This is a genomic window from Streptosporangium sp. NPDC004631, from assembly GCF_053601935.1.
Window position 1 is genome coordinate 25,571 of the sequence record NZ_JBSGCR010000016.1, and the last position, 20,669, is coordinate 46,239.

The 20,669-nt window shown below is 71.2% G+C and carries 19 protein-coding genes; 10 read left to right on the forward strand and 9 right to left on the reverse strand.

Annotated features, from left to right (window positions below; all coding sequences use genetic code 11):
* Positions 1-28: 28 nt before the first annotated feature.
* Both ACWEF2_RS17845 and ACWEF2_RS17850 read right to left on the reverse strand, forming a co-directional pair.
* The gene (locus ACWEF2_RS17845) at positions 29-838 is read right to left on the reverse strand and encodes a glutamate ABC transporter substrate-binding protein (RefSeq protein ID WP_453816454.1); all 810 of its coding nucleotides are present in this window, start codon (positions 836-838) and stop codon (positions 29-31) included.
* Between the two features lie 36 nt (positions 839-874).
* A complete protein-coding gene (locus tag ACWEF2_RS17850) occupies positions 875-1,630 on the reverse strand; it encodes an amino acid ABC transporter ATP-binding protein (protein WP_453816456.1) in 756 nt (251 codons plus the stop codon).
* Positions 1,631-1,825: 195 nt separating this feature from the next.
* Between ACWEF2_RS17850 and miaB the strand changes: the two genes are divergently transcribed.
* From miaB to ACWEF2_RS17865, 3 genes are all read left to right on the forward strand, one after another.
* Positions 1,826-3,319, forward strand: coding sequence for a tRNA (N6-isopentenyl adenosine(37)-C2)-methylthiotransferase MiaB (gene miaB, locus ACWEF2_RS17855; RefSeq protein ID WP_453816458.1), 1,494 nt, complete (start codon positions 1,826-1,828; stop codon positions 3,317-3,319).
* Between the two features lie 77 nt (positions 3,320-3,396).
* Positions 3,397-4,065 carry a hypothetical protein gene (locus tag ACWEF2_RS17860; protein ID WP_453816460.1) on the forward strand — a complete coding sequence of 223 codons (669 nt, stop codon included), beginning with the start codon at positions 3,397-3,399 and terminating at the stop codon, positions 4,063-4,065.
* A gap of 339 nt (positions 4,066-4,404) precedes the next feature.
* Positions 4,405-4,887: a methylated-DNA--[protein]-cysteine S-methyltransferase gene (locus ACWEF2_RS17865; protein WP_453816462.1), complete on the forward strand. Its 483-nt coding sequence runs from the start codon at positions 4,405-4,407 to the stop codon at positions 4,885-4,887.
* Positions 4,888-5,120: 233 nt separating this feature from the next.
* Here the strand turns inward: ACWEF2_RS17865 and ACWEF2_RS17870 are convergent, their stop codons facing one another.
* Positions 5,121-5,492 carry an antitoxin gene (locus ACWEF2_RS17870; protein ID WP_453816463.1) on the reverse strand — a complete coding sequence of 124 codons (372 nt, stop codon included), beginning with the start codon at positions 5,490-5,492 and terminating at the stop codon, positions 5,121-5,123.
* A gap of 74 nt (positions 5,493-5,566) precedes the next feature.
* Here ACWEF2_RS17870 and miaA point away from each other — a divergent pair, with 74 nt between their 5' ends.
* The 6 genes from miaA to ACWEF2_RS17900 all read left to right on the forward strand — a co-directional run bounded on the left by miaA (position 5,567) and on the right by ACWEF2_RS17900 (position 12,218).
* Entirely contained in the window at positions 5,567-6,472 is a 906-nt protein-coding gene (gene miaA, locus ACWEF2_RS17875; RefSeq protein ID WP_453816465.1) for a tRNA (adenosine(37)-N6)-dimethylallyltransferase MiaA, read from the forward strand.
* A gap of 197 nt (positions 6,473-6,669) precedes the next feature.
* Positions 6,670-7,476, forward strand: a complete 807-nt coding sequence (gene dapF / locus ACWEF2_RS17880) for a diaminopimelate epimerase (protein WP_453816467.1) — start codon at positions 6,670-6,672, stop codon at positions 7,474-7,476.
* A gap of 138 nt (positions 7,477-7,614) precedes the next feature.
* The gene (locus tag ACWEF2_RS17885) at positions 7,615-9,891 is read left to right on the forward strand and encodes a tetratricopeptide repeat protein (RefSeq protein ID WP_453816469.1); all 2,277 of its coding nucleotides are present in this window, start codon (positions 7,615-7,617) and stop codon (positions 9,889-9,891) included.
* A 207-nt stretch (positions 9,892-10,098) separates the two neighbouring features.
* Complete coding sequence (locus ACWEF2_RS17890; protein ID WP_453816471.1) at positions 10,099-10,857, forward strand: SDR family NAD(P)-dependent oxidoreductase; 759 nt, start codon at positions 10,099-10,101, stop codon at positions 10,855-10,857.
* A 106-nt stretch (positions 10,858-10,963) separates the two neighbouring features.
* On the forward strand, positions 10,964-11,326 hold the full coding sequence (locus ACWEF2_RS17895) for a phosphomannose isomerase type II C-terminal cupin domain (protein ID WP_453816473.1): 363 nt from the start codon (positions 10,964-10,966) through the stop codon (positions 11,324-11,326).
* A 220-nt stretch (positions 11,327-11,546) separates the two neighbouring features.
* Positions 11,547-12,218 (forward strand): HNH endonuclease family protein, encoded by a 672-nt coding sequence (locus ACWEF2_RS17900; RefSeq protein WP_453816475.1) that lies wholly within the window; start codon positions 11,547-11,549, stop codon positions 12,216-12,218.
* 66 nt (positions 12,219-12,284) lie between these two features.
* Here the strand turns inward: ACWEF2_RS17900 and ACWEF2_RS17905 are convergent, their stop codons facing one another.
* The gene (locus tag ACWEF2_RS17905; RefSeq protein ID WP_453816477.1) at positions 12,285-12,869 is read right to left on the reverse strand and encodes a helix-turn-helix domain-containing protein; all 585 of its coding nucleotides are present in this window, start codon (positions 12,867-12,869) and stop codon (positions 12,285-12,287) included.
* A gap of 77 nt (positions 12,870-12,946) precedes the next feature.
* Here ACWEF2_RS17905 and ACWEF2_RS17910 point away from each other — a divergent pair, with 77 nt between their 5' ends.
* Positions 12,947-13,867: a class I SAM-dependent methyltransferase gene (locus tag ACWEF2_RS17910; RefSeq protein WP_453816478.1), complete on the forward strand. Its 921-nt coding sequence runs from the start codon at positions 12,947-12,949 to the stop codon at positions 13,865-13,867.
* Positions 13,868-14,003: 136 nt separating this feature from the next.
* On the opposite strand, the gene ACWEF2_RS17915 is transcribed toward ACWEF2_RS17910, so the two are convergent.
* From ACWEF2_RS17915 to aceB, 5 genes are all read right to left on the reverse strand, one after another.
* On the reverse strand, positions 14,004-14,735 hold the full coding sequence (locus tag ACWEF2_RS17915) for an IclR family transcriptional regulator (RefSeq protein WP_453816667.1): 732 nt from the start codon (positions 14,733-14,735) through the stop codon (positions 14,004-14,006).
* A gap of 104 nt (positions 14,736-14,839) precedes the next feature.
* Complete coding sequence (locus tag ACWEF2_RS17920; protein WP_453816480.1) at positions 14,840-16,078, reverse strand: (Fe-S)-binding protein; 1,239 nt, start codon at positions 16,076-16,078, stop codon at positions 14,840-14,842.
* 1 nt (position 16,079) lies between these two features.
* Positions 16,080-17,294, reverse strand: coding sequence for an FAD-binding oxidoreductase (locus tag ACWEF2_RS17925; protein ID WP_453816482.1), 1,215 nt, complete (start codon positions 17,292-17,294; stop codon positions 16,080-16,082).
* Entirely contained in the window at positions 17,294-18,751 is a 1,458-nt protein-coding gene (locus ACWEF2_RS17930; RefSeq protein ID WP_453816483.1) for an FAD-linked oxidase C-terminal domain-containing protein, read from the reverse strand. The genes ACWEF2_RS17925 and ACWEF2_RS17930 overlap by 1 nt, the downstream gene beginning before the upstream one ends.
* A gap of 123 nt (positions 18,752-18,874) precedes the next feature.
* The gene (aceB, locus tag ACWEF2_RS17935; RefSeq protein ID WP_453816485.1) at positions 18,875-20,461 is read right to left on the reverse strand and encodes a malate synthase A; all 1,587 of its coding nucleotides are present in this window, start codon (positions 20,459-20,461) and stop codon (positions 18,875-18,877) included.
* Positions 20,462-20,669: the final 208 nt, after the last annotated feature.

Here is a 20,669-nt window from a genome sequence, read left to right on the forward strand (position 1 = left end):
ACGTCGACGTCCCGGCCGGCCGGGGCGGTCAGTAACGCTCGATGGCGGGTGGCGTGGTGAAGAACGTGCCGAACTCGCCGAAGTTGGCGTCCACGGCCTTCTTCCAGCTGCCGTCGGCGAACATCTTCTCGACGGCCTTGTTGATCTTCTCGCGGAGCTCCTTGTCCTCCAGCTTCACGCCGATGCCGTACTTCTCCTCGGAGAAGGGCTTGCCGACGAGGCGGAACTTGCCGGGGGACCGGGTGGCGAACCCGGCGAGGATCGTCGCGTCGGTGGAGATCGCGTCGACCTGCTTGTTCTCCAGAAGCGGCAGGCAGGCGCCGTACACCTGCTGCTCGGTGAGGTACTGGCCCTTCCACGCCTCGCCGAACTTCTCCACCAGGCGCTTGGGCGAGGACGACCCCTGGGCGCCGCAGACCTTCTTGGTCTTCAGGTCCTCGACGCCGTTGATCGTCGTGTCGTCCGCACGGGTCAGGATGTCCTGGCCGGTGATGAGGTACGGCCCGGCGAAGCCGACCTTCTTCTTACGGTCGTCGGTGATCGAGTAGGTCGCGATCACGGCGTTGACCTGGCCCTGCTGGATGAACGACTCGCGGTTGGCGGAGCTGGCCTCCTTGAACTCGATCTGGTCGTCCTTGTAGCCGAGTTCCTTGGCGACGTACTTCGCCACATCGACGTCGAAACCCTTGAACGAGCCGTCGGGCTGCTTCTGGCCCAGGCCCGGCTGGTCGATCTTGATGCCGACGACGAACGTGTCGCCGCCCCCACCGCACGCGGTGACTCCGGCGGCCAGGGCCGCCACGGTGATCACCACGGCTCCAACACGACGTACACGCATCCTGCTACCTCGTCTTTCCTCAAGAGGGGTGAGTCGCTAGTGCGTTAAGATCTTGGAGAGGAAGTCTCTGGCCCGGTCGGTCCGGGCACCGGTGAAGAACCGCTCGGGGGTGTTCTCCTCGACGATCTGGCCCTCGGCCATGAAGACCACCCGGTCCGCCGCGCGGCGGGCGAACCCCATCTCGTGGGTGACGACCATCATCGTCATGCCGTCGGCGGCCAGGCCGATCATGACGTCGAGCACCTCCTGGACCATCTCCGGGTCCAGCGCCGAGGTCGGCTCGTCGAACAGGATCATCTTGGGGTCCATGGCGAGGGCGCGGGCGATGGCCACGCGCTGCTGCTGACCTCCCGAGAGCTGCGCCGGATACTTCGACGCCTGGGCGCCGATCCCGACCCTCTCCAGCAGCTCCATGCCCCGTCGCTCGGCCTCGGGCCTGGCGAGACCCCGGACCTTGATCGGCCCAAGGGTGACGTTCTCCAGGATCGTCTTGTGCGCGAAGAGGTTGAAGGACTGGAAGACCATGCCGACCTCGGATCTGAGCCGGGCCAGAGCCCTGCCCTCCGCGGCGAGGGGCCGGCCGTCGAAGGTGATCGTGCCACTGTCGATGGTCTCCAGCCGGTTGATCGTCCGGCACAGGGTCGACTTGCCGCCGCCCGAGGGCCCGATCACGACGACGACCTCACCTCGGGAGATCGTCAGGTTGATGTCACGCAGGACGTGCAGACTGCCGAAATGCTTGTTGACGTCCGCAAGGACAACCAGAGGAGTCGCATCCCCGTTCTCCGTCATGAAACACAACGTAAAGCTGTAAGGGGCACCTCGGGCTAACCCTGTGGTACCGATCCGATCACAGCCTGCCCGCCTCGGGTAAAGCTTGCCCCCGCTTCCGGTCTTCCCGGTCTGTCGCGGTGTCCTTTCAGGGGTGGATGCCCGACCGCGTGAGCCGTACCCGGGGGTCGGCGGAGCGCCTACCCTTGTCTTGAGATGACTGCCACCGTGGAGAGCGCCCGCACGTACCAGGTACGTACCTACGGGTGCCAGATGAACGTGCACGACTCCGAGCGCCTATCGGGCCTTCTCGAAGACGCCGGATACGTCCCGGCGCCCGAGGGGGAGACGGCCGACGTGGTCGTGTTCAACACCTGTGCCGTACGGGAGAACGCCGACAACCGGCTCTACGGCAACCTCGGGCACCTGCGCCCCTCGAAGATCGGCAACCCGGGCATGCAGATCGCCGTGGGCGGCTGCCTGGCGCAGAAGGACCAGGGGGAGATCGTCCGCAGGGCGCCCTGGGTGGACGTGGTGTTCGGCACCCACAACATCGGCTCGCTGCCGGTGCTGCTGGAGCGGGCGCGAGTCCAGCAGGAGGCCCAGGTCGAGATCAAGGAGTCCCTGGAGACCTTCCCGAGCACGCTGCCGACCAAGCGGGAGTCCGCCTACGCCGCGTGGGTGTCGGTCTCGGTCGGGTGCAACAACACCTGCACGTTCTGCATCGTGCCGTCACTGCGCGGCAAGGAGAAGGACCGCCGCCCGGGGGACGTGCTCAACGAGGTGCGGACCCTGGTCGACCAGGGCGTGCTGGAGGTCACCCTTCTCGGCCAGAACGTCAACACCTACGGCGTGGAGTTCGGCGACAGGCTCGCCTTCGGCAAGCTGCTGCGGGCCTGCGGCGGGATCGAGGGGCTGGAGCGGGTCCGCTTCACCAGCCCGCACCCCGCCGCGTTCACCGACGACGTCATCGAGGCCATGGCCGAGACGCCCAACGTGATGCACCAGCTCCACATGCCCCTGCAGTCCGGCTCCGACCGGATCCTCAAGGTCATGCGCCGCTCCTACCGGGCCGAGCGCTACCTCGGCATCATCGAGCGGGTCCGCGCGGCCATGCCCGACGCGGCCATCTCCACCGACATCATCGTGGGCTTCCCCGGCGAGACCGAGGAGGACTTCCAGGGCACGCTGGAGGTGGTGCGCCGGTCGCGGTTCGCCAACGCCTTCACCTTCCAGTACTCCATCCGGCCGGGCACGCCCGCCGCCACCATGGACGACCAGGTTCCCAAGGAGGTCGTGCAGGAGCGCTACGAACGGCTCGTCGCCCTGCAGACCGAGATCTCCTGGGAGGAGAACAGGGCACAGGTCGGCCGGACGCTTGAGGTGCTGGTGGCCGAGGGGGAGGGCCGCAAGGACGGGGCGACCAACCGCCTGTCCGGCCGGGCCCCCGACAACCGCCTGGTCCACTTCACCCCCGGCGCCGAGGTTCCGCGTCCCGGTGACATGGTCCGTGTTCAGGTCACCTACGCGGCCCCTCATCACCTGGTGGCCGACGGCTCCGCGTCCGAGCTTCGCCGCACCCGCGCGGGCGACGCCTGGGAGGCCAGGCAGGCGGGTCCGGCGGCGGGCTCCGGGGTCATGCTCGGCATGCCCTCGATCGGCCGCCCCGCGGCCCCCGCGCTCCAGGAGACCCCCGGCTGCTCCACCTGACGCCCCGGCTCCCCCGGAGAGCCTTCCCGTCGCGGGGTGACGGCTGTCGGAGGTGAGCGCTCGGTTACGCTGACGAGGTGCTTGTCGCCGCGGCCGTATGCCCGCATCCCCCGCTGCTGATCCCCGAGCTGGCCGGTGCCGCGGCCCCGGAGCTCGACGGGCTCCGGGCGGCCTGTGCCGCCGCCGTACGCGCCCTGGGGGAGGGCGGGCCCGACGCGATCGTGGTGGTCGGCGGCGCCGACCGGGCGGGAACCTACGGCGCCGACGCCGCCGGAAGCCTGGCCCCCTGGGGAGTTGACGTCCGGATAGGGGACGGTGACCCCGTCCTGCCCCTCTCCCTGTCGGTCGGCCGCCGGCTGCTGGAGTGGGAGGGGCTGACCGCGTCGGGGTTCCACGCCGTGCCGTTCGACGCCCCCGCGGAAAGGTGCGCGGCCCTCGGCGTACGGCTGGCCGGCGCCGCCGAGCGGGTCGCGCTGCTGGTCATGGCCGACGGCTCCGCCTGTCTCACCGAGAAGTCCCCGGGATACCTGGACCCTCGTGCCGCGCCGTACAACGCCGCGATCGTCGGGGCGCTCGCACGGGCCGAGGTTCCCGATCTCGACCCCCGCGTGGCCGCCGAGCTCTGGGTCGCGGGCCGCGCGGCCCTTCAGGTCCTCGCCGGAGCCGGGGGGGCGCTCAGCGGTGAGGTCCTCTACGACGCCGCCCCCTACGGCGTCGGCTACTTCGTCGCCCGCTGGACGGAGTGACCCCGGCCCGCCTCGGCGGCGACCGGGTGGCCGTACCGCGAGGCGGCGGACGGAGTGCCGTGTCGGGGGTGTTCCCTCCTCCGGCCCGCCTGCCGCACCGCGGCCGGTGGAGGGGGCGGCCTCCCCGGGTGTTCGCCGAGATCTGGGGGGCAACGCCACGGAGGGGAAGAAATACGGATCTATGAGGGGTTCTTACTTTATAAAGGGTCCTGCCTGTTGCGATCACCGTCGCGGGTGGGGACCGCGCTTGAGGTGCCGAGGACGACGAGTTCACGAAGGGGCAGAGTCCACATGGTAGGAACCGTGGCGTTCGGGAGTGTTCCGACACCGTTGGGGGACATGCTCGTCGCCGTCACGGAGGACGGCGTGGCGGCGGTCGGCTGGAGCGCCAGGAGCCGTGGGCTCAAGGCCCGCACCCTGGAGGGGCTCGGCCTGCCCGAGGTGGACGATCCGGACCGGACGGCCCCCGTCCTCGGTGAGCTCGCCGAATACTACGCGGGCGGGCTGCGGGACTTCGGCGTGAAGGTGGACTGGCGGCTGACCTCGCCCGTGCAGCGCAGGGTGCTCGGCACGCTGTACGAGACCGTCGGCTACGGCAGGGCCGTGACCTACGGCGAGTTGGCCGCGCGGAGCGGGACGGGTGTTCCCGCCAGGGCGATCGGATCGATCATGGGAGCCAACCCCATCCCCATCATCGTCCCCTGTCACCGGGTGGTCGCCGGGAACGGGCTCGGCGGTTTCAGCGGGGGAGAGGGCGTGGAGTCCAAACGGTGGCTGCTGACCCTGGAGGGCTACCTGCAGCCGATGCTCGACTGGGAGTGAACCGGACGGCTTCCCGGATACCGGAAGGCAGGGCGACGGGGGAGACGGTCGGGCGGAAGGACGGCGTTGCCCGGAGCGCGGCAGGGGGAGCGCGGGGAAGGCCGGGATCTGGGCGCACGGGAACCGCGCGGGACCCTGCCGGGTGGTCCCGCGCCTCTGCCGACGGTCTGTCCGGCCGTTCCGGCCGGAGTCAGCCCGGTAGCCCGATGCCGGCCCGGATGCCCTGACCGGAGTCAGCCGGAGGCGGGAGGCGTGTCGTCGTCGTCCGGATTCCGGTAGGGGTCGGCCTGGCCGGAGGCCGTTGAGGTGTCGTCGTCCGTCACCCCGTAGGGGTCAGGCCGGTCGGCGACAGGGGACGTGTCGCTCGCGCCCCCTGTTCCGTAGGCGTCGCTCTGGCCAGGGGTCTGCGGCGTGCCGGTCTGACCGTCGATCCTGTCGGCCATCTCCTGGGCCTTGGCCGACGCGGTGTCGATGTGCTCGTCGTACTTGCCGCCGGTCCGTTCCTTGGCGGCCTGCGCGGTCTTGTCGATGCCCTGCTTGGCGAGCTCCTCGGCCTTGGTGCTGTGCTCGCCCAGCAGGCTCTTGACCTTGTCGAAGATCGACATAGGTGAATCCCCCGATCCGACGCGACAAAGCGTCGTCTCTCATACATACCCAGAGAGTTGACACACTTATCACTGTGCGTCAGCTACCAGTCATCGCCGTCATCGGACCCACCGCGGCCGGGAAGTCCGACCTCGCCGTGGATATCGCCCTCGAACTCGGGGGGGAGGTCGTCAACACCGACTCCATGCAGCTTTACCGGGGAATGGACATCGGAACGGCGAAACTCTCCCCGGCCGAGCGGCGTGGGGTTCCGCATCATCTGCTCGACATCTGGGAGGTGACCAAGGCCGCGAGCGTGGCCGAGTATCAGTCGCTGGTCCGCCCGCTGATCGACGACCTCCGGGGCAGGGGGGTCGTGCCGATCCTGGTGGGCGGGTCCGGTCTCTACGTGCGGGCCGCCCTGGACGACCTGGAGTTTCCCGGCACCGATCCGGAGATCCGCACCCGCCTGGAGGCGGAACTGGAGCGTGCGGGCCCCCTCCCCCTGTACGAGCGGCTCCGTGAACGGGATCCGAAGGCGGCCGAGGCGATCCTTCCCGGCAACGGCCGCAGGATCGTCCGGGCGCTGGAGGTCATCGAGCTGTCCGGGCGGCCGTTCTCCGCCACGATGCCCTCCTACGACGCGGTCTACGACAGTGTGCAGCTGGGGGTGGAGGTGCCGAGGGAGATCCTGGACGAGCGGGTCGCCGCGCGGGTGCGGCGGATGTGGGAGGCCGGGCTGGTGGAGGAGGTCGGGAGGCTCGCCGAGAAGGGGCTCGCCAAGGGCCGTACGGCCAGCCGCGCGCTCGGCTACGCCCAGGTGCTCCGCTTCCTCGACGGCGAGTGGAGCGAGGAGCAGGCGATGGAGGAGACGATCCGCGCGACGCGCAGGTTCGTCCGCCGCCAGGAGTCGTGGTTCCGCCGCGACCCCCGGGTGATCTGGCTGCCTCAGCAGGCGCCGGACCTTCTCGCCCGGGCGCTCACCGTGGCGCGCCGGTGATCCGCCGTCGGCGGCGGAGGTGCGGGGTGGCCATCCCGGCCGGAATGGACAGGTGGACAGGATGGGGACAGGTGCGGGATATGGACAGGGCATGGACAGAATCCGGCAAGGAAATGGACAGGACATGGAAAGGGAGTGGACGGGGCGTGGACAGAGCCCGGGGCCGTCGCCCTGATCGGCCTGGATAGAGTTGGGGCATGCGATTCGTCAAGGGGCACGGTACCGAGAACGACTTCGTGATCCTCCCCGATCCCGACGGTGAGCTGGAGCTGTCCGCGGCGCTGGTCGCGGCGGTGTGCGACCGGCGGGCCGGGGTCGGCGCCGACGGGGTGCTGCGCGTGATGCGGACGAAGCTCAGCCCGGAGGTGGCCGGCCAGGCCGGTGAGGCCGAGTGGTTCATGGACTACCGCAACGCCGACGGCGGCGCCGCGGAGATGTGCGGCAACGGCATACGGGTCTTCGCCCGTTATCTGGTCGACGCGGGGCTGGCCGAGGCGGGCGAGTTCGGTGTGGCGACCCGGGCCGGCGTCAGGTGGGTACGGCTGGCCGAGACCGGCGACGTGACCGTGGACATGGGGGCGCCCCGGGTGCTGGGCCACAGCACCACGACCGTGGGAGGTCACGAGTACGACGGCCTCCACATCGACATGGGCAACCCCCATCTGGCCTGTGTCATCGGCGACCCGGTCACCCAGCTCGACCTGGGTCACCAGCCCGCGTTCGACCCGGCGGTCTTCCCGGCCGGGGTGAACATCGAGCTGCTCAACCCGGTGGGGCCGCGGCGTGTGGTGATGCGGGTCTTCGAGCGGGGTTCGGGTGAGACGCGGTCCTGCGGCACCGGCGCGGTCGCGTCGGCCGTGGCCGCGGCGCGGCTGGCGGGGGAGAGCGTCGGCACCTGGACGGTCCAGGTCCCCGGCGGCACGGTCGCCGTCACCCTGGAGGAGCACACCAGTCATCTCGCGGGTCCCGCCGTACTCGTCGCCTCGGGGGAGCTGACCCTCTGAGACGGTCGCCGCCGTCACGCTCCGGCGCCGGACGCGGCCGACTCCGCTGAGCACGGTCGAATCGCTCCGCCGCGGACCGGCCGGTCGGATGGCGGAGCCGTTTGGGGCATGGTCGCCGACCTGGCAGACTGACGTCTCATGGACGTGGACATCTGGGCCTGGGTCGGCGACACCCAGCGGCAACTGCACGAAGCCGGGAACACCGGTCTTGCCATGGCGATCGGCGATGTGCCCGCGCAGGCGCTGGAGGGCCGATACTCGCAGCTCGACGTGCTGGCGCCGGCCATCGCGCAGCAGGCGGCGAGTCTGGAGCTGCCCTGGCTGGAGTTCTACGCCCGCTACTGGCACCTGATCGGACGCGTCGGTGATCGCGCCCAGGGGGCGGTCGCCGTGGCCGACGCGGAGACCCTGGTCGAGTTCGCCCGGCGGGAGGATGTCCGTGACTGCCCGGCCGCTCCCGGCGCCGTCGCCGCGCTGGCCCTCGTCCAGGCGAACACCGACGGCCCCGGATACGCGGCCGAGCGGCTGGAGGTCCTCGGCGCCGTCGAGATCGGGCCCGACTCGCTGGCCTTCTCGGCCGTCGCCGAGCAGTACGTCGCGGCCCTGGTGGACGCCGGGCGCGCCGACGAGGCGGTCACCTACGCGGAGTCCGCCGTGGCGAGGCTGGGCGACGCGGGCCGGGAGGCGAGCTGGGAACTGGGCGCGGCCTCTGCCCGCGCGCTGCTGGCCGCCGGGCGTGCGGAGGACGCGCTCACCGCGCTCGACGCCGCCACCGGGTTCAAGCCCGACGACCCGATCGCCAAGGCGCACCGCGAGGGCGTGCTGCGCGCGCTCGTGCTGGCCACCCTGGATCGGATGCAGGAGTCCGTCGACGCGCTGCCCGACCTCGACGTGGTCGGCGATCATCCCCGTGACTGGGTCGAGTGGGCGCGTGCCATCCGCGGTCTCGCCGGGTCCGCGCGCATCACCAACACCTGGCAGCTCGGCCGGGTGCTCAAGCAGTGGATCGACTACTTCGCCATGATGGGCGGCTATCACGCCCGGGCCGAGCTGGCGCTGATCGCCGGTGACCTGGCGGTCATCCGGCAGGGGGTCTGGCAGGCCCGGCTGCTGGCGGACGTCGCCGAGTCGGCGGCGGGTGAGCTGAGGAACCCCGGTGACGTCGCCGAGCGGATCGCCGCGCTGCGTGCCGCCGCCGACGGGGTCGTCGCGCCGGAGGCTCCCGGCCCCGAGGCCGAGCTGGTCGCCTACTTCGACGCCGCCGACGGTTTCAACGCCGACCCCGAGCGCTGGGTGGGCTGGCTGGCCCCGCTCTCCGGCCAGGATCTGCCGGCCACCCGGCGGCACACCACCACGCTGGGCTTCCTCGGCTATCCGGCCAGGGGGGTGGACATCTACTGGAGCATGCTGGTCGAGTCCGGCGACATCGGGACCGCCGACCCGCAGGACGTCTCCTACCTCGTCGGCCTGCTGATCGAGGCCCGCCAGGACGAGCGTCTGGAGCAGATGGCGCAGCTGCTTTCCGGGGCCCAGCGTCATCTGGCCCTGGGCCGCCTGTACCGCGCGCGGGAGCGCTGGGAGCAGGCCGCGGCCGAGGGGGAGGCGGCGGTCGCCGCCGGGGCCGGCGTCGAGGCGAGCCGGCTGTGGTCCGTGGCCGTGCAGCAGGGCGGGGACAACGTCAAGGGCGCCACGATCCTGCGTGAGGTGCTCGACTCCGAGGAGATCGAGCCGGAGGACATCTGGCGGATGATCACGATGGCGACGGCCGCCGAGGACTGGGAGACCGTCCGGGCGGGCACCGCCAAGATCGGCATGCCGCTGCAGTCCACCGAGGGGCCGATCGAGGAGGAGATGGGCCTGGTGCGCATCATCCTGCCCGCCCCCGACGGCAGCCAGCGCGCGGTCATCAGCCTGCGGACCGGCCCGGCCACGGCCCGCCTGGCCATTCCGCAGCCTCCCGGCATGGAGTACAACGCCGGTGACCTGGTCGTCTTCGAACCGCAGCTCCTTGAGCCGCTCCCGGAGACCGCGGAGGAGCAGGAGGGCTTCATCCCGCCGTTCGCCGCGGTCAGCATGCTCCGTCCCGGCGGCTACACCAGCTGGTTCTTCGACGGCGCGGCACCCGGCGAGACCGACTGGACCGAGTTCAACGAGGTCATGGCCGAGCGTGGCTGGCCGATGTGGGTCTACAGCGACGACAGCTACACCGTGACGCATCCGACTTCGGGGGAGAAGCTGCCCGGTGTGTTCGGCTGGATCGCCGTCCCGCCGGATGTCACCCCGGTGGAGGTCGACGCGGTGCTCGACGACGCCACCGAGCGCTGGGTGCACCCGCTGGCCTGGCTGGACCTGGCCAAGGCCGTCGACGTCGAGGTCGAGCGGCACGAGCGCATCGTCAAGGAGTACGGCCTGTAGAGGCGCCCCCGCGGGAGGTGCCGCAGGACATCACCGGGCCGTGGGGGTGTCGCCGGGATCGCCGTGACCACGCGGCCGCCGCGCGTGCCCGGTCCTTCTCGGAGAGTCCGTGACGGCACATCGCCCGTGGGGAATCTCCCCGCGGGCGTCGTGCTGTCCGCTCTAGAGTCGTGTTCCACATTTTTCGCGCGTACGAGGAGGATCCGGATGCTGGATCGATTCCGGCTGGACGGTAAGGTCGCGATCGTCACCGGCGCGTCCTCGGGGCTCGGCGTCGCCTTCGCGCGAGGTCTGGCCGAGGCGGGGGCGGACATCGTGATCGGCGCGCGCCGCGAGGACCGTCTCGCGGAGACCCGCGCCCTGGTCGAGGAGACCGGCAGGCGGTGTGTGGCCCTGGTGACCGACGTGGCCAGGCCGGAGGACTGCCGGGCACTGGTCGGCGCGGCGGTCGCCGAACTGGGCGCGGTGGACATCCTGATCAACAACGCCGGTGTCGGTACGGCGGTGCCGGCCCTGAAGGAGACCCCCGAGCAGTTTCGGCGGGTCGTGGACATCAACCTGAACGGCACCTACTGGATGGCGCAGTCCTGTGCCGGGGTCATGAGGCCGGGCTCCTCCATCGTCAATGTCGGCAGCATCCTGGGGGAGACCACGGCCGGGCTGCCGCAGGCCGCCTACAGCGCCTCCAAGGCCGGGGTCGCCGGGCTCACCCGCGATCTGGCCCAGCAGTGGACGGGCCGGCTCGGCATCCGGGTCAACTGCATCGAACCGGGCTTCTTCGCCTCGGAGATGACCGAGCGGTACGCCCCGGAGTACCTGGCCTGGCAGCTTGAGCACCGGGTGCTGATGAGGCGCCCCGGCGACCCCGCCGAGCTCGTCGCGGTGGCGATCCTCCTCGCCTCCGACGCCGGATCCTACGTGACCGGGGCCGTGATCCCGGTGGACGGCGGAATTCTCATAACCTGAGGTAGTCGTGTTGCCCGAGTCAAGGATTCGGTCTCGTGGAACGCGCACATCCGTCCCGCACGCGTGCGAGAGTTCGTGTTACCTAGGCGGAGCGAATGGAGGCATCTTGCAGGAGATCGACCGGCTCGGCGCAATTGTTCGCGACGAGCGTCCGTGGGGTGGTTTTGAACGGTACACGCTCAACGAGGCGTCCACGGTGAAGATCATCGAGGTGGCGCCCGGGCAGCGGCTGAGCTTACAGCGGCACGAGCACCGGGACGAGCTCTGGGTGGCTCTCGATCCGGGCGCCGTGTTCGAGATCGACGGGGAGCTGATCGAGCCCTCGGTCGGCGACCGCGTGCTCATCAGGGCGGGGCAGACCCACCGGCTCGGTTCCACGGGCAAGGGCACCAGGATCCTGGAGATCGCCTTCGGTCACTTCGACGAGGACGACATCGAGCGTCTTGAGGACTCCTACGGGCGGGTCTGAGGCCGGGCCCGCCCGCGGCCGGCTGGGCGGCCCGGCGAACGTACGGCCGTCGCCGAACGCGCCCGAGGGCGGCTCGGACTCCGATTCGAGCCGCCGGAGCCGCCTCGCCGCAAGGTCCTCGCCGGGGGCGCGGCCACGAGATCGGGCGTGGCTTTTATGGTTGGAGTTGATATGTAGGGTAATTTGCCCCTTCATGGGTAGTGGGCGTGTGAGGGGTGGCATGGTGCGGTCGGCGCTGGGACGAGGGGCGGTCGCCGCGGCGATCGTGTTCACACTGGCGGGCTGCGGCCTTGTGGGGCAGAGGAGCGGCACCTCACCCGCCGAGAAGGGGCGGTCCTCGGCGGAGGCGCTCACGGAGCTGAGGAAACTCCCCGTCAAGGGGCGTGCTCCGATGACCGGGTTCGACCGGACGCGGTTCGGCCCCGCGTGGTCGGATGTGGACCACAACGGCTGTGACACCCGCAACGACATCCTCAAGCGCGACCTGAAGGCCGAGACCTTCAAGTCGGGCACCCACGACTGCATCGTGCTGACCGGCATCCTGGACGACCCCTACAGCGGCAAGACCATCACGTTCGAGCGCGGTCAGAAGACCAGCTCAGCGGTGCAGATCGACCACGTGGTGGCCCTCGCCGACGCCTGGCAGAAGGGCGCCCAGCAGCTCCCGGAGGGCAGGCGCAAGGAGCTCGCCAACGATCCGCTGAACCTGCTGGCCGTGGACGGTCCGCTGAACAGCCAGAAGGGCGCCGGCGACGCGGCGACCTGGCTGCCGCCGCGCCGGGCCTACCGGTGCTCCTACGTCTCCCGTCAGATCCAGGTGAAGGTCAAGTACGACCTCTGGGTGACGTCCGCCGAGAAGGACGCCATGCAGACCGTGCTCGACTCCTGCTGAGAGTCCGTTCGCTGTTTCTCCGTGCTCTCTCTGCGAGGGCCGTCGAGCGGGTCGCGTCGCGACCCGTCACGCGCGGGGCTTCGCGCGGACGTGCATGCGCTCTCCCTGTCTCCCGAAGAGGCTGAGGATCTCGACGGGCCTCCCGTCCGCGCTGCTGAACCAGTGGGGCAGCCGGGTGTCGAACTCGGCGGCCTCGCCGGGGGCGAGGACCAGATCGTGCTCGGCGAGGACGAGCCGCAGCCGGCCCTCCAGCACGTACAGCCACTCGTAGCCCTCGTGCGTACGGAGATCCGGCTCGGTCCCCCGGTCGAGAATGATCATCTTGTACGCCTGGAGGGGGCCCGGGCTCCGGGTCAGGGGGACGACCGTACCGCCGCCCGGCATGGCGCGGGGTGTCAGCCGTATCCGGGGATCCCCCACTTCGGGGGCGCCGACCAGGTCGTCCAGGGGCACGTGGTAGGCGCCGGCGAGCGGCAGCAACAGCTCCAGGCTGGGGCGGCGCTGTCCGGACTCCAGCCGGGAAAGGGTGCTCTTGGAGATGCCGGTCACCTCGGAGAGCGCGGCCAGGGTGAGGCCGCGCTTGGCGCGCAGCCGTCTGAGACGGGGAGCTACCTCGTCGAGGACCGCTTGGTAGGGCGGTGGGCTGTCCATGCGGACATTCCACCCCGCTGTCCCGGAATTGGCAACAGGAGTTGCCGTTATCGCCCAGCCGGTGCACGCTCCTCGGCATGAGCCCACACAGTGATTCCGGACACGGACACGGACACCACCACACCGACATCGACTGGGAGGTCATGGCCGACCAGCTGGAGAAGAACGGCGAACTGCAACTCCCGGCCCTCCGCTGGACGGCGGCCCATCTGAGGGAGCTGCTCGACCCGGAGATGAAGGTCCGGCGCGTCCTCGACATCGGCAGCGGGCCGGGCGTGATGACCTGCGTGTTCGCCGAGGTCTTCGCGGATGCCGAGGTGGTCGCCGTGGACGGCGCGCCCGGACTGCTGGACCGCGCCCTGGCCCGCGCCGGGCGGCTCGGCCTCGGCGGCAGGGTGGCCGTCCGGCACGCGGAGCTGCCCGAGGGCCTGGACGGCGGTGACGAGCACGGGGGAGGCGGCCTCGGCGAGGCGGACCTGATCTGGAGCAGCAGGGCCGTGCACCACCTCGGCGATCAGCAGGGCGCGCTGAACGCGCTCGCCGGTGTGCTGAGGCCCGGCGGGCTGCTCGCCATAGCGGAGGGCGGTCTGCCGATGCGCTTCCTCCCCCGCGACATCGGTATAGGCCGGCCGGGACTCCAGGCCCGGCTCGACACCGCCCAGGAGCGCTGGTTCGAGATCATGCGAGCCGAGCTGCCCGGCAGCACCACCGTGGTCGAGGACTGGCCCGCGATGCTCGGCCGCGCCGGGCTCACCGGCGTCGGCGCCTTCACCTCCCTCCTCGACCTACCGGCACCCCTGGGCGAGACGACCCGCGCCTTCCTGCACGGCCATCTGACCCGGCTGCGCGAGACGATGAGCGAGTCCCTGGACGTGGAGGACCGCGGGACACTCGACGTGCTGCTCGATCCCGGGGCGCCGGAGGGCATCCTGCGGCGGCCCGACGCCTTTCTCCTCTCCGCCACCACGGTCTTCACGGGCGTGCGCCCGGCGCGGTGAGCGTGCCGGACGGGGGCGGGGGACACCTTCGGTTCGGTGGGCGCTCGCCGGCCCTTCGCCATCCGTGTCGCCGCCTCGCTCGGCACCTCCTCCGGGCCGAAGGTGATCACGATTTCCCCGGCCGGGGGACGCCGGCTCACAGCCCGAGTTCGGAGGCGAAGTCGTCCGCGATCTTCCGCATGCCCCTGGCGAGCTCCTCCCGGTCGAGCGCGCCGATCCGCTCGGCGGGGCCCGACACCGACATCGCGGCGATCATCCGGCTGCCGTCGCGCACCCCCACGGCCAGGCAGTGCACGCCCGACTCCTCCTCGCCCAGGTCCACGGCGTATCCCCGCCTCCGCACCCGCTCCAGCTCGGCGAGCATGCCGGGCAGGTCGGTGATCGTGCCGGCGGTACGGCGGGGCATGCCGGTGCGCCCGACCAGCGACGCCACCTCACCGTCGGTCCGGCAGGCCATGAGGACCTTTCCCACCGCGGTGCTGTGCGGCAGCACCCGGCGGCCGACCTCGGCGAACATCCTCAGCCGCCGGGGTGACTGCACCTGCGCGACGTAGACCACGAAGTCTCCCTCCAGCACCGCCAGATTGGCCGTCTCGCCGGACAGTTCGACCATTCTCGACAGGTACGGCTGCGCCCGGATGCCGACCATGCGTTCGGCCACCCCGCCCAGCCGTACCAGCGCGCCGCCCAGCGCGTAACGGCGGTCGGACTCCTGGCGCACGTAACCGCGGCCGAGCAGGGTGCGCAGCAGCCGGTGGATCGTCCCGTACGGCAGGCCCGTCCCGGCCGCGATCTCCGAGAGCCCGGCCTCCCCGCCCCGCTCGGCCAGCGCCTCCAGCACGTCCAGCGCACGGTCCACCGACTGCACCGTGCCGCCGGCGCCCGTTCCGCCCGCGCGTCCGGATGCCTCGGTGCCCGCTCCGCCGGTCCGGTCCGGGACCTCCGGGTCTGCTCCACCCCTGTGCTCCGGGCTCATCGGACCTTCGCCAGACCGCGCAGCGAGGCGTCCAGGACCTGGGCGGTGTGCGCGATGGGGATCGGCTCGGCGCCCCGGCGGCGGAGGGCCGAGGTGATCTGCATGGTGCAGCCGGGATTGGCCGAGACCAGCAGGTCGGCGCCGGTGGCCAGCACCCGTTCCGCCTTGCGGTCGCCGAGGTCGCGGGCGGCCTCCGGCCGGAGGAGGTTGTAGATCCCCGCGGACCCGCAGCAGATGGCCGATTCGGAGATCTCCCTGAGCTCCAGGCCGGGAACGGCGGCCAGCAGCCGGCGGGGTTCGGAGCGGATGCCCTGCGCGTGGGCCAGGTGACAGGCGTCGTGGTAGGCCACCGTGAGCGGCAGCGGATGTCGTTCGGCCGCCGGCCCGAGCTCGGCGAGATACTCGGCCAGGTCGACGGTCCGGATGGCCCGTGCCCGCTCGGCCCATTCGCCGTCGAGGATCTCGGCGTACTCCTTCATGGTCGACCCGCAGCCCGCGGCGTTGACCACGACCGTCGCCACGCCCGCCCGCTCGAAGTCAACGACGGTCCGCCTGGCGAACCGGGCGGCCTCCCGCGGGCGCCCGGCGTGCAGTGACAGCGCTCCGCAGCAGCCCTGTGACGCGGGGATCACCACGTCGCAGCCCTCCATCGCCAGCACCCGGGCCGTGGCCGCGTTGACCTGCGGGAAGAACTCGCCCTGGACGCACCCGGTGAGCATCCCGACCGTGGCTCTGCGCCTGCCCCGCGCCGCGACCCTGCGCGGCAGCCGTACCCTGGCCTGGGCCGGGGGGGCGAGATCGGCCATGGCCGCCAGGGACGGATTGATCCGCTCCAGCCTGGGCGTGATCCGGCGGCGCAGCCCCGCGCTGAGCCGCAGCGGCAGCCGCATCGCCCGCAGCCGCCGAGGGTGGGGGAAGAGCTGGAAGATCAGGGCGCGCAGCGCCCGGTCGTCCGGCTGTCTGACGTGGGTCCGCTCCACCTCGGCCCGCGTCCCCTCGATCAGCCGGTCGTATCGCACACCCGACGGACAGGCCGTCACACAGGCCATGCACCCCAGGCAGGCGTCGAAGTGCCCGGCCATCTCCGGCGTCAGCGGCGTGCCCTCGACGTGCTGTTTCATCAGGTGGATCCGGCCGCGGGGAGAGTCCATCTCCTCGCCCCACAGGACGTAGGTGGGGCACGTGGGCAGGCAGAACCCGCAGTGCACACAGTCTTTGATCAGCTCGGGGTCCACATCAGATCCCTCCCACGAACCGGCCGGGAGACATTCTCCGGTCGGGATCGAACCGTTCCTTGACCCGCCGCATCAGCGGCAGCGCGCCCACCGGTCCCCAGCGGTCCACCAGGCTCGCCGGTCCGGGCGGCGCGGTGAGCACGGTCAGCCCGCCGCCGAGACGGCGGAGTTCGTCACGGACCGACGCGACGAACCCGGCGAACTCCGGCCCGCCGGTGTCCGGGGGCAGCGCCGTCCGAAGGACTCCCGACGCCGACGATCCCCGTACCCGCGCGGGCAGCCCGCGGGCCGCGATCGCCCGCAGCGCGCCGTCCACGGCGGCGGGCGGGACCCGCAGCTCCAGCAGCACGTCCTCGCCCGGCAGCCTGTTCCACCAGCCTGGCGGCCGGTCGGAGATCCGCACGGGACCGTCGATCAGGGATCCCACGGCCCGCGCCCGCTCCTCGGCGGCCGCCCCCTCGACGAGGACCGCCACGGTGAGCCCGCCCCGGAGGTCCGGCCAGTCCACCTCGATCGCGCTCGGCTCGGCCTGGGACGCCGCGAGCCCGGCGGGGAGGCCGGGCGCGGGGAGTTCCGCGGTGATCCAGCGGCGGTCGGCCGGGGCCGGATGGAGGCGGAAGATCGCCTCGGTGATGACGCCGAGCGTGCCGTAGGAGCCGCAGAACAGCTTGCCCAGGTCGTAGCCGGCGACGTTCTTGACCACCCGGCCGCCGGACCTGGCGATCGTGCCGTCGGCCAGCACGACCGTGATGCCGATCAGCAGGTCGCGGGCGGTGCCGTACCGGAACCGGCGGGGGCCGGCGATCGCGGTGGCGAGCGTGCCGCCCACGGTGCCCGCCGGGAGCGGGTTGTCCAGCGCCAGCTCCTGCCGGAAGCCGGAGAGGCCGGGCAGCGAGGAGAGCGAGCCGACGGGCAGCCCCGCGCTGACCCGGGCCATCAGGTCGCCGGGGGAGTGCTCGACGGAGGATCCGCCGTCGAGGGTGAGGCAGCAGGTGTCGATCAGCAGGTCGCAGCGTTCCGGCGGGTTGCCCCAGTCCAGCTTCGTCCCGTCTCCCACCGGCACCACGGCGAGGTCGTGCTCGGCCGAGACCCGTAGCAGCGCGGCGACCTCCCCGGTGGTCTCGGGCAGCGCCACCCAGCGGGGCGGCACCCCGGCCACGGCGTCGTCGGGTACGGCCTTTCTGACCGTCACGCCCGTGTCGCGCAAGGCGTCCATCAGAACTGCTCCGCCCGCCCCGACTCGACCAGCGGGTGCACGCCTCTGCGGACTCCCGGGACCTCGCCGCACAGGCGCGGGGTGGGGAAGACCTTGCCCGGGTTCGACAGGCCGCGGGGGTCGAAGGCGCAGCGGACCAGTTGCATGGTGTCCAGATCGTCGTCGGAGAACATCTTCGTCATATATCGGGACTTGTCTACACCAACACCGTGTTCGCCGGTGATGGAGCCGCCGTGCTCGACGCAGAGATCGAGGATCCTGCCCGAGACGAGCTCGGCCCGCTCACCCGCGCCGGGCTCCGCGTCGTCGAACAGCACCAGCGGGTGCAGATTGCCGTCTCCGGCGTGAAAGACGTTGGCCACCCGGATGCCGTACTCCCGTGACAGCCGGTCGATGCTCGCCAGCACCTCGGGCAGCGCGGTCCTGGGAACCACCCCGTCCTGCACGATGTAGGCGGGGCTGATCCGGCCCACCGCGGCGAAGGCCGACTTGCGGCCCTTCCAGATGGCCGCCCGCTCCACCGGGCCGGCGGCGGTCCGCAGCTCGAACGCCCCGCTCTCCCGGCAGATCCGCGTCACCTCGTCGAACTGGTGGGCCACCTCCCCGGCCGGACCGTCCAGCTCCACGATGAGCACCGCCCCGGCACCCTCGGGGTAGGCACAGGCCACCGCGGCCTCGGCCGCCTCGACCGCCAGGGCGTCCATCATCTCGATCGCCGCGGGCAGGATGCCGCCCCCGATGACGGCGGACACCGCCTGGCCGCCCCGCTCGATGCCGTCGAACGCCGCGAGCAGCGTCGTCACGGCCTCGGGGGCGCGCGTCAGCTGTACGGTGACCTTGGTGGCGATGCCGAGTGTGCCCTCCGAGCCGACGAAGACGCCCAGCAGGTCGTAGCCCGGATCGGTGTCCGACAGCTCGACGATGTCGCCGTCCGGGGTGACGATCTCCAGGGCCGTCACGTGGTTGACCGTGAAACCGTGTTTCAGGCAGTGCGCGCCGCCGGAGTTCTCCGCCACGTTGCCGCCGATGGAGCAGACCTGCTGGCTGGAGGGGTCCGGCGCGTAGTAGTAACCCCGGTCGGCGACCGCCTCGGTGATCGCCAGGTTGGTGACGCCGGGTTCCACCACGGCTCGCCGGTTCGCCAGGTCGATCGAGAGGATCCGCCGCATCTTCGAGGTGACGATCAGTACCCCGTCCGTCCTGGGCAGCGCCCCGCCCGACAGCCCCGTCCCCGCGCCCCTGGCCACGAACGGCACGCCGTACTCGCCGCAGATCCTCACCACGGCCGCGACCTGCTCGGTGGTCTCCGGCAGCACGACGACCCCCGGGGTGGCGCGGTGGTAGGTCAGGCCGTCGCATTCGTAGGTGCGCAGCCGTACCGGATCGGTGATCACCGATCCGCGGTCGAGGAACTCCCGGAACCGCCGGGTCGGCTCGTCCAGTGTCCGCTCCGGCATCGCCCCTCCTTCCGCGCGCCCGGGAGCCTCACCTCCCCCGCCGCCGTGATCGATCAGCCGGTCGAGACCATCATCTCCCCGGGGCGGGAGGCCCTCGGCCGGGAGGGCCTCCCGCCCCGAGGTCTACGGCATGCGCTCGTAGGCGGGCAGGGTGAGGAAGTCCACGAAGTCGTCGTCCAGGGCGACCTCCTTGAACAGGGCGGTGGCCTGGGCGTAGAGCGCCTCGTCGTAGCCGGGCTCGGCCTTGATCCCGGCCAGCTCCTCGTCGATGATCCGCTCGACGAGATCCCTGGTGACCACGGCGCCGGTGTCGGCGAGCCTGATGTCGTTGTGGATCCACTGCCAGGTCTGGGAACGGGAGATCTCGGCGGTGGCGGCGTCCTCCATCAGGTTGTGGATCGCCACCGCCCCCAGCCCGCCCATCCAGGCCGCGAGGTAGCGCAGCGCCACGTCCACGTTGTTGCGCAGCCCCGCCTCGGTGATCTCACCGGGGGTCTTGGAGACCGCCAGCAGGTCGGCGGCGGAGACGGAGACGTCCTCGCGCAGCCGGTCGAGCTGGTTCGGCCGGTCGCCCAGGACGCCGTCGAAGACGTCGCGGCAGATCGGGACCAGATCGGGGTGGGCCACCCAGGAGCCGTCGAATCCGTCGGTGGACTCGCGGGTCTTGTCGGCGGTGACCTTCTCCAGGGCGACCCTGTTGACCTCGGGGTCGCGGCGGGAGGGGATGAACGCGGCCATGCCGCCGATGGCGTGGGCGCCGCGCTTGTGACAGGTGCGGACCAGGAGTTCGGTGTAGGCGCGCATGAACGGGGCTGTCATGGTCACCGCGTTCCGCTCGGGCAGCAGGAACTCCCGGCCCCGGGTACGGAACTTCTTGATCACACTGAACAGGTAGTCCCAGCGGCCCGCGTTGAGACCGGCGGAGTGGTCGCGCAGCTCGTAGAGGATCTCCTCCATCTCGAACGCGGCCGGGTAGGTCTCGATCAGGACGGTCGCCCGGATCGTGCCCCGCGGGATGCCGAGCAGGTCCTGGGCCCTGACGAAGACGTCGTTCCAGAGGCGGGCCTCCAGATGCGACTCCATCTTCGGCAGGTAGAAGTAGGGGCCTCTGCCCTTGGCGAGCTGCCGCCGCGCGCAGTGGAAGAAGTAGAGGGCGAAGTCGACGATCGAGGCGGAGAACGGGGCGCCGTCGAGGGTGAGGTGCTTCTCCTCCAGGTGCCAGCCGCGCGGACGCACGACGACGGTGGCGAGCTCCTCGTCGGGCTTGAGCGCGTAGTGCTTGTCACCCGCCGAGAAATCGATGGTCCGGTCCAGCGCGTCACGCAGGTTGAGCTGGCCGTTGACGGTGTTCTCCCAGGTGGGGGCGTTGGCATCCTCGAAGTCGGCCAGCCAGACCTTGGCCCCGGAGTTCAGTGCGTTGATCGTCATCTTCCGGTCCACCGGGCCGGTGATCTCCACGCGGCGGTCCACCAGGCCGGGGGCGGGCGGGGCGACCCGCCACTCGGACTCGCGCACCCGCCGGGTCTCGGGCAGGAAGTCGAGGGTGCCGCCGGCCGACAGCTCCGCCTGGCGTGCCTGGCGGGCGTCCAGCAGCTCAAGACGCCGGGGGTCGAACTCCCGCTGGAGGGTGGCCGTGAAGGCCAGGGCCTCCGGCGTGAGGATCTCCTCGAACCGGTCCTGCGGGGGACCGGTGATCTCAACGCCGTCCATGGGCTTCCTTTCCGCACAGTGGAAAACCACTTCTGAATTGTGGAATCGACGCTACTTCATGGTCACTTACCGGTCAAAAACAGGGGTCTCCTAAGGGGCCGTGTCGGGGGCTTCCCCGATGAACGGGGGGACGCGCTCGACGACAGTTGAGGTGGCTCCCTCCACAGGGGAGAGGCGGAGCCGTTCGTGGGAGGCGGAGACGCCTCCC